Source organism: Flavobacteriales bacterium, assembly GCA_016704485.1.
Classification (GTDB): Bacteria; Bacteroidota; Bacteroidia; order Flavobacteriales_F; family PHOS-HE28; genus PHOS-HE28.
Map to the genome: position 1 here is coordinate 1,531,519 of JADJAA010000001.1, position 13,323 is coordinate 1,544,841.

Genomic DNA, 13,323 nt, shown 5'->3' on the forward strand with positions numbered 1-13,323 from the left:
TCTTTAGCAAACATCACACGCAGATGAGAGCATTCGCTAAACGTTGGATGGGCATGGTCCTCGCACTGGGTTTCAGCACGACGATGTTGGCCCAGCAGGATCCACAGTTCACCCAATATATGTTCAACCTGTTGGCGCTGAATCCTGCCTATGCAGGAAGTGCGGATCGTGTTAGCCTGAAGGCGTTGAGCAGACACCAATGGGTCGGCTTCGAAGGTGCCCCGGTTACGCAAACGCTCACCGTTCACTCACCGTTATGGCGGGAGAGCTTAGGTGTTGGTGGAACCGTGATGCGCGATTCGCACGGCCCGATCACACAATACACGTTCATGGCGGATATCGCCTATCGGATCTTCATGGGCGATGCGAAACTCGCTTTCGGTATCAAAGGAGGATTGAACCTGTTGCAAGGGAAGTACGCGGACCTGAATCCGCTCGACCCTGGTGATCAGGTCTTTCAGCAGAACGTGAATACAAAGCTTGATCCGCAATTCGGGTTCGGGATCATGTACTACAGCGACCGATATTACTTAGGGTTGAGTACACCGAAGATGTTGAGCACGAAGTTCTTTGAGACCGATTCGCTTGAATTCGTTTCAGAGGCTGGGCAACGTCCACACCTTTTCCTTACAGGTGGCTACGTATTCGATCTGGGCTTGTACCACAAGTTCAAACCGACATTCCTGGTGAAGGCCGTTGAAGGCGCTCCCATCAGTTTCGACCTCAGTGCCAATTTCCTATTCTACGAGAAGTTCTGGTTAGGCGCCATGTATCGCCATACCGATGCGATCGGCGCATTGGCCCAATACCACATTACCAAAGATCTCAGCGTAGGGTATGCATATGATTTTCCGCTCTCCGTAATGCGCGATCATAGCGGCGGATCGCATGAGGTGATGCTGAGCTTCGAGCTGGGAAACAAGTTGAAAGGTATTCGATCACCCCGCTATTTCTGATCCATGAACATGGGAACTACATCTTGGATAAAACACGCTACCACTGCCGCGTTGACGCTTCTGCTCTTGCTGAGCACGCCAGTAGCTGAAGCACAGAAGTTGCAACAAAATATTCTGGACGAAGCGACGGAGAAGTTCGACTATTCGAAGGTAGTCGCTATCTATGAGAGTAGAAGGACCAAAGGAACAGCTACGCCCGATGACCTGCGCCAGTTGGCACAGACCTACCAGAAATTGGAGAAACACGCAGAGGCGGAATCCATCTATACGGAGCTGATGGCCACTGGTAAAGAATTGCCGAAGGACATGTTGGCCTATGCACATCAGCTCAGGGCCAATGGAAAGTATACGGAAGCGAACGAGTGGTATGGGAATTACGCGGCATTGAACCCGGATGACCGTACAGTGGATGCTTACACGAAGGATCCACATTTGCTTTCAAAGTTAATGAGCGATAGTACGACCAACTCCGTGCGAAAGGTGCCTATCAATTCGCCTCAGGCCGATCTTGGAATGAGCGTAATGGGTGAACTATTGCTTTTCTCCAGTGCACGCGGTGAGGGTGCGGGAGGTAAACGCACCTACGGTTGGGATGATCAGCCCTACCTCAATCTGTATACCGCATTGTTGAAAGGGGAGACCGCCGAGGACCCCATTGTCATGCGCAAGGATATCAATAGCAGGTATCACGATGGTACGGTGAGCTACGATTCCACGCATAAGCGGATGTACTTCACCCGAGACAATGTGCACTATGGTTCCGTTGGGAAAAGCGATGACGGTTACCTGAACTTAGGCATCTATTTCGTTGATGTTGTTACCGGTGAATTCGGACAACAGGAATGGGATGCGCTTATTCCGTTCGATCACAATGATAAGAACGCTAACTACGGGCACCCGTGTGTTTCTCCCGATGGTGCACAGATCTTTTTTGTAAGTGACCGGCCGGGCGGACAAGGCGGAACCGATATCTGGGTGAGCCAGAATCAAGGAGACCAATGGGGTGCACCCGTGAACATGGGGCCGTTGGTGAATACTGCTGGGAATGAAATGTACCCGTTCCTTACTGGAGATAGCACGTTGTTCTTTGCTAGTACAGGGCAGCCTGGTCTTGGTGGCTTGGATATCTTCTCTACGCGCTTGACTCCGGCAGGACCGTTGCGTTTGCGTAATTTGGGTTACCCGATCAACACACGATACAATGATCACAGCTTGATCTTGATCAATGATACGGCAGGGTTCTTCGCAAGCGATAGACCTGGTGGCGAAGGAAGCGATGATATCTATGGATGTACTGTAAGGCCTGAGACCATGATCATCGCTGGTATCGTGATCGACAAGGACTCACGTGAACCGATCGATGGCGCTGATCTCGTCCTTAAGAATACCAACGGAGATACAGTGGTGATACGCGAGATCGAACTCGAGGATGGAGGAAAGTTCCGGATCAAAGCGGATTACCTGGAGCAATACATCCTCTCGGTATCCCGCAATGGTTATCTGCCCGTAGATCTTCCGATCAACACAACGACGGATGATATCGCTAACCTGATCGTGGAATTGGAGAAGTACGAATTTGCTGTTGAAGGGGTTATTACGAGTGCTGAGACCGGAGAGGCAATCCCGGGTGCGACCGTTGTACTTACCGATGGTAACGATGAACATATCAAGACCGAGACCACCGATGCAGCCGGTAAGTACTACTTTACATTGAAGCCGGAAAGTGACTACCGGATCCGTGTAGGCAAGGAAGGTTACTTCAAGCAGAGCGGAGCGCTGAGCACGAAGGGGAAGTCCAGCCAGGTCTTCAAGAAGGATTTCGCGCTTGTGAAGCTGGCCGTGAATGCCGTGATCCGCTTGGATAACATCTTCTACGACCTTGCCAAATGGAATATCCGCCCGGATGCCGCCATTGAGCTTGATAAGCTTGTGGAAACGCTGAAGGAGAATCCTACTGTGAAGATCGAGCTGAGCGCACACACGGATTGTCGCGGTAAGGATGCGTACAACCTTTCGCTTTCCGAGAAACGGGCGAAGAGTGCCGTGGATTATATCCTCAAAAAAGGTATTCCGAAGGAAAGCATCACCAGCAAAGGATACGGTGAAACAATGCCAAGTGAGAATTGCGATTGCACAAAGTGCACAGAAGATGAACATCAGCGCAATCGCCGAACCGAATTCAAAGTCCTGTCGTTGTAGTTAAGGATAGGGACCAAGGGGAGAGCAGGGTGTCTTAGGGCACCCTGTTCTTTTGGTACCAACTGCTACTTTTTCGTCAACTCCTTCTTCGCACGTTCCGAATAGAATCCGTTCTGCTCAGCGATACGGATCATTGCCGCTTTCGCTTCTTCTGCATCACCGGTATGGTCCAAGGTTAATGCGAGGTACCAATCCGCTTCCTCATCGAATACGGTGATGGAGTGTGTTGCTGCTGCGGAGAGCAAACGTTTTGCGCGTTGGTATGATCCCAGGTTGTAACAGCATAGCCCGGAATAGAATAACACATTCACATCGTTCGGATATTGGTCCAACGCGCGCTGGAGGTCCTGTAAACAACCCTTGTGGTCGTTGTGTGCGAACTTGTACATGGCGGTCTCCATGTACGGCGTGTAGGGCATTATGCGCTGGTTCCGATGTGCTGCATTCATTGCATCCTTGTCGCTGAAACTAGCATCAACGCCTTGCTCAGAGATCGCAAGCATCGCTGCATGTGCATAGAGTTCTTTGGGGTCCACCAACTTCAGGTCGTGGAGATACATCAGTTGCAACGACGATCTCTTGGCATGCACGGGTTCAGGTTTGACTGCAATGCGATCCAGTTTCAGGACGGGATCAACGGCGACTATGCTATCCAAAAGGATCGGTTCGCGTACATCCGCAACATGTTCCATGGCCTTCGTGTGCAGGTCATTCTTCTGATGCCCGATCTGCAAGGTCTCTGCCAGTTGCACCAAGGCTTCGATCTCTTCGGGTTCCAAAGGTTTCAATTCCGCGTGCAGTTCGGGTTCCGTCAGTACCAATGTGTTTTCCGTTGATGGAATTGCCGCGATCTCCACTTCATTCTGTCCCGTCACCTCGGGTGATCCCGAGAAGGCAAGTACGCTTGTCGTGATCACGACCACTGTTGTGGCGACCACCCAGATGGATCCTGTTGTTTGCGGAGGCAATGACGGTGGCGTAAGTTGATCCAATGCCACGAATGCACCGGATCCATGCAGGCCTTCTACTGCATCGCGCAGGAACGGATCATGTTCCAGATGCACTTCAATGGCATGTTGTTCACTCGGCGAAAGTTTGCCTTCCATGTATGCTTGCAACTCCGTGCGTGTGGGTGACCCTGTCGTAGCAAAGGGATGGATGTTGGGCTTATCGGACATTGGAGCGGGTATTGGTTACGCCGGAGCGTTCTAGTATCAAGCGCAGGTTCCGCCGACCGTTCTGGAGATGGCTGCGGACCTGCTGTATATCCTGTTGTGTTCGTTCTGCGACCTGCTGATAGCTCTGCTTTTTCAAATAGAAGAGCTCAATGCAAATGCGTTGTTCATCCTTCAATTCCGAGATAGCGCTCTCCAGTCGTTGCAAGGTGCTCTCATGAAGGATCGCGTCCTCGTGATCAATGTCATCGGTTCCATTCCACGTTTGGTTCGGGAATGTCGTAGTAGTGTCCTGCTTGCGCAATAGCATCAAACAGTTGTTGCGCATGACGGTGTGCAACCACGGACGAAAACGCTGTATCTCTTGTTTCGTAACAAGCGATCCCAATGTCGCGAACAGCTCTACAACAAGATCCTTGGATCGCTCGGTGTTCTTCAGGTATTTCATTCCTACTCCGAAAAGAAGGTGCGCATACCGGTCCCATAGAATACCCAACGCAGGTTGGTGGCCCTGCCTCAGCAAAGCCACCAACTCTTCATCACTCGAAGGGTCCGTATCGGTCCTGCGCAACAACGTCATTCAATGATGTTCTCACTATTGGTCAAGGTTTCACGTTCGGCTTCAACATTACGCCGTGCCCATTCTTCCTGGTAGGACTTGGTGTCGATCACCACCACGCCTCCTGTTACATCACCATAACGTGCAGGTAAGGCGCCAGTGTATACACTTATGCTGCGTATTCCGAAAGATGGCACCCCACTCAATTTTCCAGTGACCTTCACACCGTCAACAAAGTACACCATGGAGCCTGGGCGTGATCCGCGGAAGATCAAGCTTTCGCCATCGCGCGACTTGGTTACTCCCGGAAAGTTCTTTTCGATCATATCGGTTGGGTTCTTTCTGTTCGGGTCATGTTCGAATTCTGGTGCGAGCAAGGTATTCACCGTAGGGTTATCCATATCGATCAAAGGCCGTTCGAATCTGCGATGAACGATAACGAGGTCCGGAAGTTGATTCCCTTCCAGCGTTACTTCACCAATGCGTGTGATGTTATCGCCGAGTACCTCGATGCTCCCCAATTCAAAGGTGTTGAAACCGGTAAAAGAGAAGCGGAGCGTATAGGTGCCGGGCTCTAACGGCTTCAGTTTGAAGCGCCCGTCGATGTCCGTTTCCGTTCCAGGTCCGCTGCCGCTGGGCCAAGTGGTCACACTCGCAAAGGCCACGCCTTCACGCGTCTTGGAATCTACGACGCGCCCGTGGATCTCGCCAAAGTTCTGGGCTGTTGTAGGTGCAAATGGAATTGCTCCAAGGAGTGCACTCAGTAGGATGTTCTTTCGCATTTTCGATCGCTTTGACCATAAGATGCAAAGACGGTGTGGAATGCATAAAAGAATTGAAGTCCGCTACAACTCCTCCGCCACGACCTCTCTTACTCCTGGCACTTCGTGTTTCAGCAAGTTCTCAATGCCTTGCTTCAACGTTACCATGCTGCTTGGGCAACCGCTGCATGATCCGCGCAAACTCACGGTAACTATCCCATCCTCAAAGGAACGGAATGCGATATGGCCACCATCACCTTCCACTGCCGGACGGATGTACTCTTCCAGGATCTTGATGATCTGTTCGTCCTCCGGACCCTTTGCCGGTGCATGCGTACTCGCACGTTCGTTCGCGTCGGCCAAGGCTTGCGCAGGGGCATCGCTCAACACTACGCGGCCATCGTCCTTCAGGTAATCCTGGATGTATTCGCGCAATTCCAGTTGCACCAGATCCCAGCTCACGGAGTTGTTCTTGGTTACGGTGATGAAGTTTCCCGAGATGAAAATTCCCGTCACGAAAGGCAGGTTGAAGACATGTGCTGCAAACGGAGAAACCGCTTCGGCTTCCGCTGGTGTGCGGAATTCCAATAAACGACTATCCGGTACCAAAGCCACATTGCTCACGAATCGCATCGTCGCTGGATTCGGGGTCATTTCGGCATAAACGGATACGGGCGGTTTGGTGGCTGCTTCAGGCATTTTGGACTGGTCTTATTGAATGGCACAAAGATAGTGGGTATGGATGAGGGGCTTTGAATGTGTGTGTGGTAGAAGAGATGGAACGCTGATAACACTGAAAGAGATGATAACCGCAGATAAGGGTAGTTGCGGGGATGGTCTTTCCGTTGCGTCATCTATTACTTAGACACGGGATCCCGGAATGACGGCTCGGAACAACCAACTTTTCATAACGATGGAACCCAAAATACCGATCACCGTATATTTGCCGGACGAAATGAACCAGTGCATTAGACAGAACAAATGGAGCGCAGCGCTTTTGGCGGTGCTCTTATTGTTCGTTACAAGCGGGTTCGCGTTGTCGCGGATGACCTGCCTAAGCGCTGGACACTCCGTGGTGAGCGTTGGTCTGGCCGATGATTGCTGCCCGGATGATGCGCCTTCCGCTATTCCAGTAGTGAAAGCAACATGTTGTGCTATCACACAAGCTGTTGGATACACTGACCCATTCACACAACATGTGGAATTGGCATTGGACCTCACTGCTACGGTCGTTGATCAAGAACCTGTGCGCATTGCACTTTTCCAGCCGACCCGCGTGTTACCACGTGGAGAAGCTATACCGCCGCCCTTACTCTTGAGTGTGCGCTTGGCTGCAAACGGCAGCTTCCTTATTTAGATCGTTCTTCTTGGTTCCACCTGCTGCATTCGTGTGGCACGTCCGTTTTTTCCGCTTTGGCGGATCCGAACTTTGAAATGAACGATCATGTTTCACTACGAACGAATAGGATTATTACTCGTGCCGCTGCTCTTCGGGAGCTTGTTGGCACACGCACAACCGACCGTCACAGGTCAAGTACTTGGTGAAAGCCTCTCGGGTACGGAACGCATTCCCGGCGCTTCCGTTGGTTGGCTAGGAACAACGGTTTCCGCTGTTACGGATGTTGATGGAATGTTTGCCATCGCACAACCTGATGCGTGGCCTGCCAAACTGGTGGTCGCAGCCGTTGGGTTCCGGAATGATACCCTCAACTTCGATGTAACACCGACTAAAGCATTGCGCGTTGCGCTGGGAGCTGTGCAGGAATTGAAAAGCGCAGAGGTGGTGGAACGCGTGAGTGGTACGCAACTCAATTCGCGCACAACGATCAATCTGGAGACCATCGGACAGAAGGAATTGAAGCGCGCTGCGTGTTGCGACCTCAGCGAAAGCTTTGAGACGAACGCAACCATCGATGTGAATTACGCCGATGCCGTATCCGGAACGAAGACGATCCGCATGCTCGGTCTGGATGGGAGGTACGCACAGATCAGCATGGAGAACCTGCCGTTCATCCGTGGCTTGTCATCGAACTACGGGCTTACACTGCTGCCCGGTACGTGGATCCAGGATATCAACCTGAGCAAAGGGATCGGCACCGCTGTGAATGGTCCCAATGCCATGACAGGCCAGATCGATCTTTGCCTCCGCGATCCTGCTGCTGAAGGTCCGCTCTTCATCAACCTCTACGGCAACTCACAGGGAAGGGCCGAGGCGAATGTGCATACGGCACAATCCACCGGGAAGAACAGCGACAATATCCTGATGCTCCACGGTAACCTGTTCCAACAGGACATGGATCAGAATGCGGATGGGTTCCTGGATTCGCCACGATCAAAACGGATCAATGTCATGGACCGCTGGCTCTACCGTACAGAGCGACGCACCATTCAGTTGGGTGCTCGGTATGTGTATGACGAACGGATCGGCGGAGTTACAACACGCACTGCGGATACACTCAGCGATGTGTTGGTACACGCGCCGTACAACGTGAACATCCGCAATGAAATGATCGATGTGTTCGGTAAGCACGGGATCGTGTTCAAGAACGATCCTTCGAAGAGCATCGGGTTCCTGTTCACTGCACGCAAACATGATGTGGGTTCACTCTTCGGCGAACGCAATTATACCGGTACGCAGGAAAGCTTGTATGCGAGTGCGGTGTATCAAATGTTGCTCGGTACAGGAACGGATCAATTGAAAGCAGGCGTTACGTTCCAGTTCGATGATTATTCTGAGGCTTTTCGTCCGAACATGACCGCTGCTGATAGCACCTTCGGACGTACGGAGCGCATGCCTGGTGTGTTCGCAGAGTACACACGCAAACGTGAGAAATTGGCATTGGTCGCTGGCATTCGAGCTGATGCGAATTCAGTTTACGGCAATACAGTAAGCCCGCGGGTGCATGCGAAGTACGACTTCGGACCACTTACCAACTTGCGCTTTTCCTTGGGCCATGCGTTCAGAACAGCGAACCCGTTGATCGAGAATTCAAGTGTGCTGGCCAGTTCACGTACGGTGGTGATCGAAGGTCCGTTGGGAATGGAACGGTCGTGGAACTTCGGTGCTTCGTTCCTGCACAAGTTCAAAATGCTCGATCGCAAGTGGGTATTCGGTGTGGATCTTTACCGCACGGAATTCGTGGAACAATTGGTCACGGATCTGGATCGCAGTCCGCAGACCATTGCGTTCTACATGCTCGATGGACCATCGTACGCGAACAGTTTGCTCACCGATATCCAAGTTGAACTCGGCCGTCGGTTCGATTTCAAAGTGAGCTACCGGTATTACGATGTGCGAACGACATACGATGGCGTAATGCGTCAACGTCCTTTCACACCGAGCCATCGCGGCCTCATCGATCTGGCCTATTCCGACCTGAAGGATAAGTGGCGTTTCGATATCACTCTGAACCTTTTCGGCGAAGGACGAATTCCGAACACCGCTTCCAATCCTGCAGAATATCGGTTCGCGGAACGCTCCCCGGCATACACCACGATGCATGCGCAGATCTCCAGAACTGTAGGTACATGGGAGTTCTACATCGGTGGGGAGAATCTTACAAGTACACTTCAGAACCAACAGATCATTGCTGCCAATGATCCGTATGGCCCATATTTTGACGCGTCCCTGATCTGGGGGCCAACGAACAAGGCCATGCTCTACGGCGGACTTCGTTTCAACATTGCTAAAAAACCCAAGAACCAAACACAGATTACTCCATGAAAAAGCTGATCATCCTATTCCTCGCACTGCTTACGGTAAACAGCTATGCACAGGATACCAAGAAGAAGAAGACCGAACAACTCGTGATCAAGACCACCACGGTATGCGACATGTGCAAGGAGACCATCGAAAAGAACATGATCTACGAGAAAGGCGTGAAAAAAGTGGTCGTCGATCTGGAAGCAAGTGCAGTCAACGTGGAATACGATCCGCGCAAGAACACGCCGGAGGATCTGCGCACCGCACTGATCGATCTCGGTTACGGAGCGGACGGCGTACCCGGCAGTGAAAAGGCATTTGCCAAACTTCCCGAGTGCTGCCAGAAAGAAGGCTGCGGAAAAGTTGCACCTGAAAGGAATGAAAAATGAAAAATGTAGAATGAAGAATTTAGATTGCTCGCGTCCTGCAATAATCCACTAAATTCAGGTTCTGCGTTCAGCCCTTTTTTCAGCGTTATCTGCGTTCCATTCGTTTCCCGCCATGTCAATCATCAGATCCGTTCGCGGCTTCACTCCCTCCTTCGGAGCCGATATCTTCCTCGCTGAAACAGCTGTCGTTATCGGCGACACCATCATGGGCGATCATTGCAGTGTGTGGTACAATGCCGTGGTACGTGGCGATGTGCATTCGATCCGCATCGGTGATCGCGTGAACATTCAGGATGGCGCCGTGTTGCATGCCACGTATGAACGCACTGGTCTCACTATTGGTAACGATGTCAGCATCGGGCACAATGCGATCGTTCACGGTTGCACCATACATGACAAAGTGCTTGTGGGTATGGGAGCGATCATCATGGACAATGCCGTGATCGGTGAAGGATCTGTCATAGCCGCAGGGGCAGTGGTGTTGCAGAACACGATCGTTGAACCCGGTTCCTTAATGGCTGGTGTCCCCGCTAAACGCATCCGCACGGTGGGTGAAGATCTCAGCAAGAACGAGATCGAACGCATCGCGAATAATTACAGGATGTATGCGGAGTGGTTCAAGAACCCTTCGGGAATGGAGAATGGAGAATGAAGAATATAGACTGAAGTTCCGGGCCGTGGCCAATATGATGATCTAGAACTGCTCGCCTACTTGCTCGAAGAAATGACGCCAGCTTTAGAGGTCTGATTTATGCCCTTGAAACCTGCACTTCATCCTCATCATCGTTCTCTTCATTCTCCTCACCTCGGTCCTTCAACGTAAAGCGTAGGAAAACGAACCCTGCAACGCCCGCAATGCTCGAAGCGATGATGATCGAGATCTTCGATCCATTGATCAGGTCATTATCCTGATACGCCAATAGCGTTATGAATATGGACATGGTGAACCCGATGCCGCTCAAAAGTCCCGCGCCAAGAATGTTCGACCACCTCAGGTTTTTGGGTAAGGAACACAACCCTATTGCAGCGCCGAGGAACGTAAGCAGGAAGATGCCCACCGGTTTGCCGATCACTAGACCAGTTATGATGCCGATGCTATAAGGCTCACCAAGGCCGCTGTACCAATCAGGAGCTATGAGTATGGCCGTGTTCGCCAAGGCAAAAAGCGGCAAGATCACGAACGCTACAGGCTTATGCAGCACATGCTGCAGTACATAGGAAGAAGACGTTTCGTCACCTTTGCCGAACGGGATCACGAATGCCAACAACACACCCGTGATGGTGGCATGCACACCGGAATTGTACATGAAGTACCACATGAACACCCCGCCTACTAAATAAGGGATCAGGTTCTGTACCTTCAACCGGTTCAGTGCACCCAATGCGGCGAAAATGGATAGCGCGATCATCAGATCCCCGAACACCAATGCTTTCGTGTAGAAGATCGCGATCACGATGATCGCCACCAGATCATCGATCACCGCCAAGGCCGTTAGAAATACCTTCAGTGACGTGGGAACTCTACTTCCCAATAACGACAAAATTCCGATGGCGAAGGCGATATCCGTAGCCATAGGGATCCCCGCACCCGAACTGGTTTCCGTGCCGAAGTTGAAGGCCAGAAAGATCAATGCGGGCAGAACGAATCCACCGATCGCACCAATGATCGGTAGCGAAGCATTCTTGATCTTGGATAGTTCACCGATGTAGACCTCTCGTTCCAGCTCCAGACCGATCAACAAAAAGAAGATCGCCATCAACGCATCGTTGATCCAATGTGCCACCGAGTGGCCATTGATGTCGAATTGCCAAAGCGCTATATAACTGGCACCCACCGTAGAATTGGCAAGCACAAGAGAAAGAATGGTAGCGATCAATAATACAATGCCACCGGCTTTCTCGCTTTCGTAGAACTCCTTGAATAGTTTGGTAAGCTTCATTATTCTTTTTCCTTGGGCGTGGCGGCCAACGTGCGTAGAAGGAATTGCGGCAGGTTGCTTTCGGATCGAACGAGCGGATCAAAGCGGTACACCGTGCCGTTCAGAAGCGTGCAAAGCTAGCAGATACCGGATGTTCGAGTGGTAGTGTATCTGCGCTGAGGTATTTATTGAATGGCACAGACCCAGTGACCCCGTAGAATGGTCTCTTCGGTAATGTCATATGGAATGCAGAATCAGCTTGGTTGAAGGGATCATATGCCTGTCGACGGTCGATCACCTAATATTGATGTGTCAAACACAGCCATCATGCAGCGTCGTCGGTTCGTTCTAAGCGTGTTCGTCACGACCGTGCTTGCCACGCTTTCCAATGCGTCCAACCTGATCACCATGCCCATCAAGAACGGCTTCATTACGCATTCCGGCGAAGCCCGCAACGGCAAGCACCTTACCATGAAAGGTGTTACGGCCAATACGCTGGACATGAAGATCGGCAGTGCGGATACCGATGGTGGGTTGGCCGTGTTCGAACAGATCGGTAAGAGCCCGAATGGTGGTCCACCGCTGCACATCCATGCCGACCAGGACGAATACTTCCATGTGTTGGAAGGGAAGTACCGCTTCCAAGTGGGCGAACAACACTTTCCTGCCAGCATTGGTGATACCATTTTCCTTCCGCGTGGTGTGCCGCACGCATTCATTCAATTGACCGATCATGCACGGATGTTGGTCACCTACCAACCGGCTGGTGATATGGAAGCATTTTTCCAAGAGACCGCACAATGGACCTTGCCACCGAGCAAGGAAGAAGTGGCCCGCGTGTTCCGCGCACATGGCATGGAAGTGGTGGGGCCGCCGTTGCAGGTGGAGTAGTCCAACAGTTCTTGAGTAGCATCCTCCACGCGGACCTGTTCACTTTCCGTCAGGAATTCAGGAACAAAACCAACCGTTGGGGTGTTATGCTCCTATACCCTCTACCCCAACCGGACAATGAAGATCGTGTACATCGTATTGGCCATACTGCTTGTGCTGTTTGCCATCTCCCAGCTCTGGGCGCAAAGCCAAGTGAAGGGAATTGAGGTATACCCCTACCGCGTGGACAAGGCCTATGACGGGATTGAAGTGCGCAGATACGAGCGTGCCAACTTCATCTATGTAACGATGGATGCTAAGACCTATGCGGAAAGTTCCAGTGAAGGGTTCCGGATGCTCGCAGGTTACATTTTCGGAGGGAACGCACGCGAGCAGAAGTTCGCGATGACCTCACCGGTGGTGATGGAAATGGACAGCAACGTGACCATGAAATTCCTGGTACCTGCCCAATACACACTTGATGAATTGCCCACACCCACCAACGCGCAGGTACGTTTCACAACAGAGAGCGAACGCACCGTTGCTGCGATCACATTCGGTGGTTCTGCCAATGATGAAAAGATCCAGCAATACAAGAACGAACTGTTCCAACGCCTCACCGAGGAAGGAATCAGCCATTCCGGTCAGTGGAGCTTCTTGGGTTACGACCCTCCCTTCAAACTGTTCGGTAGAAGGAATGAAGTGGTGGTTGATGTGCAGCTTTAATCTATCAGTGCGTGTCGGACGAAGGATCGCCTAATGGTGACATACAGAACCAATTTCTGGCGACTA

At 51.6% G+C, this 13,323-nt stretch carries 13 protein-coding genes; 8 read left to right on the forward strand and 5 right to left on the reverse strand.

Annotated features, from left to right (window positions below):
* The first annotated feature begins 23 nt into the window (after nucleotides 1-23).
* Together IPF95_06430 and IPF95_06435 are read left to right on the forward strand one after the other, a co-directional pair.
* A complete protein-coding gene (locus IPF95_06430; protein MBK6474332.1) occupies nucleotides 24-956 on the forward strand; it encodes a type IX secretion system membrane protein PorP/SprF in 933 nt (310 codons plus the stop codon).
* A gap of 9 nt (nucleotides 957-965) precedes the next feature.
* A complete protein-coding gene (locus IPF95_06435) occupies nucleotides 966-3,155 on the forward strand; it encodes a carboxypeptidase regulatory-like domain-containing protein (protein ID MBK6474333.1) in 2,190 nt (729 codons plus the stop codon).
* 65 nt (nucleotides 3,156-3,220) lie between these two features.
* On the opposite strand, the gene IPF95_06440 is transcribed toward IPF95_06435, so the two are convergent.
* The 4 genes from IPF95_06440 to IPF95_06455 all read right to left on the reverse strand — a co-directional run bounded on the left by IPF95_06440 (nucleotide 3,221) and on the right by IPF95_06455 (nucleotide 6,349).
* The gene (locus IPF95_06440; protein MBK6474334.1) at nucleotides 3,221-4,333 is read right to left on the reverse strand and encodes a hypothetical protein; all 1,113 of its coding nucleotides are present in this window, start codon (nucleotides 4,331-4,333) and stop codon (nucleotides 3,221-3,223) included.
* The gene (locus tag IPF95_06445) at nucleotides 4,323-4,910 is read right to left on the reverse strand and encodes a sigma-70 family RNA polymerase sigma factor (protein ID MBK6474335.1); all 588 of its coding nucleotides are present in this window, start codon (nucleotides 4,908-4,910) and stop codon (nucleotides 4,323-4,325) included. Before IPF95_06445 ends, IPF95_06440 begins: the two co-directional genes overlap by 11 nt.
* A complete protein-coding gene (locus IPF95_06450) occupies nucleotides 4,907-5,671 on the reverse strand; it encodes a TonB-dependent receptor (protein ID MBK6474336.1) in 765 nt (254 codons plus the stop codon). Before IPF95_06450 ends, IPF95_06445 begins: the two co-directional genes overlap by 4 nt.
* A gap of 63 nt (nucleotides 5,672-5,734) precedes the next feature.
* A complete protein-coding gene (locus IPF95_06455) occupies nucleotides 5,735-6,349 on the reverse strand; it encodes a NifU family protein (protein ID MBK6474337.1) in 615 nt (204 codons plus the stop codon).
* A gap of 214 nt (nucleotides 6,350-6,563) precedes the next feature.
* Between IPF95_06455 and IPF95_06460 the strand changes: the two genes are divergently transcribed.
* The 4 genes from IPF95_06460 (at nucleotide 6,564) to IPF95_06475 (ending at nucleotide 10,394) form a co-directional block, all read left to right on the forward strand.
* Nucleotides 6,564-7,007: a hypothetical protein gene (locus IPF95_06460; GenBank protein MBK6474338.1), complete on the forward strand. Its 444-nt coding sequence runs from the start codon at nucleotides 6,564-6,566 to the stop codon at nucleotides 7,005-7,007.
* An 87-nt stretch (nucleotides 7,008-7,094) separates the two neighbouring features.
* A complete protein-coding gene (locus tag IPF95_06465; protein ID MBK6474339.1) occupies nucleotides 7,095-9,374 on the forward strand; it encodes a TonB-dependent receptor in 2,280 nt (759 codons plus the stop codon).
* Nucleotides 9,371-9,742: a heavy-metal-associated domain-containing protein gene (locus tag IPF95_06470; GenBank protein ID MBK6474340.1), complete on the forward strand. Its 372-nt coding sequence runs from the start codon at nucleotides 9,371-9,373 to the stop codon at nucleotides 9,740-9,742. Before IPF95_06465 ends, IPF95_06470 begins: the two co-directional genes overlap by 4 nt.
* A gap of 112 nt (nucleotides 9,743-9,854) precedes the next feature.
* Complete coding sequence (locus tag IPF95_06475; protein MBK6474341.1) at nucleotides 9,855-10,394, forward strand: gamma carbonic anhydrase family protein; 540 nt, start codon at nucleotides 9,855-9,857, stop codon at nucleotides 10,392-10,394.
* A gap of 97 nt (nucleotides 10,395-10,491) precedes the next feature.
* Here the strand turns inward: IPF95_06475 and nhaA are convergent, their stop codons facing one another.
* Nucleotides 10,492-11,682 (reverse strand): Na+/H+ antiporter NhaA, encoded by a 1,191-nt coding sequence (nhaA, locus tag IPF95_06480; GenBank protein ID MBK6474342.1) that lies wholly within the window; start codon nucleotides 11,680-11,682, stop codon nucleotides 10,492-10,494.
* Between the two features lie 306 nt (nucleotides 11,683-11,988).
* Here nhaA and IPF95_06485 point away from each other — a divergent pair, with 306 nt between their 5' ends.
* Nucleotides 11,989-12,552: a cupin domain-containing protein gene (locus tag IPF95_06485; GenBank protein ID MBK6474343.1), complete on the forward strand. Its 564-nt coding sequence runs from the start codon at nucleotides 11,989-11,991 to the stop codon at nucleotides 12,550-12,552.
* 117 nt (nucleotides 12,553-12,669) lie between these two features.
* Nucleotides 12,670-13,257, forward strand: a complete 588-nt coding sequence (locus tag IPF95_06490) for a heme-binding protein (GenBank protein MBK6474344.1) — start codon at nucleotides 12,670-12,672, stop codon at nucleotides 13,255-13,257.
* The last annotated feature ends 66 nt before the right edge of the window (nucleotides 13,258-13,323 follow it).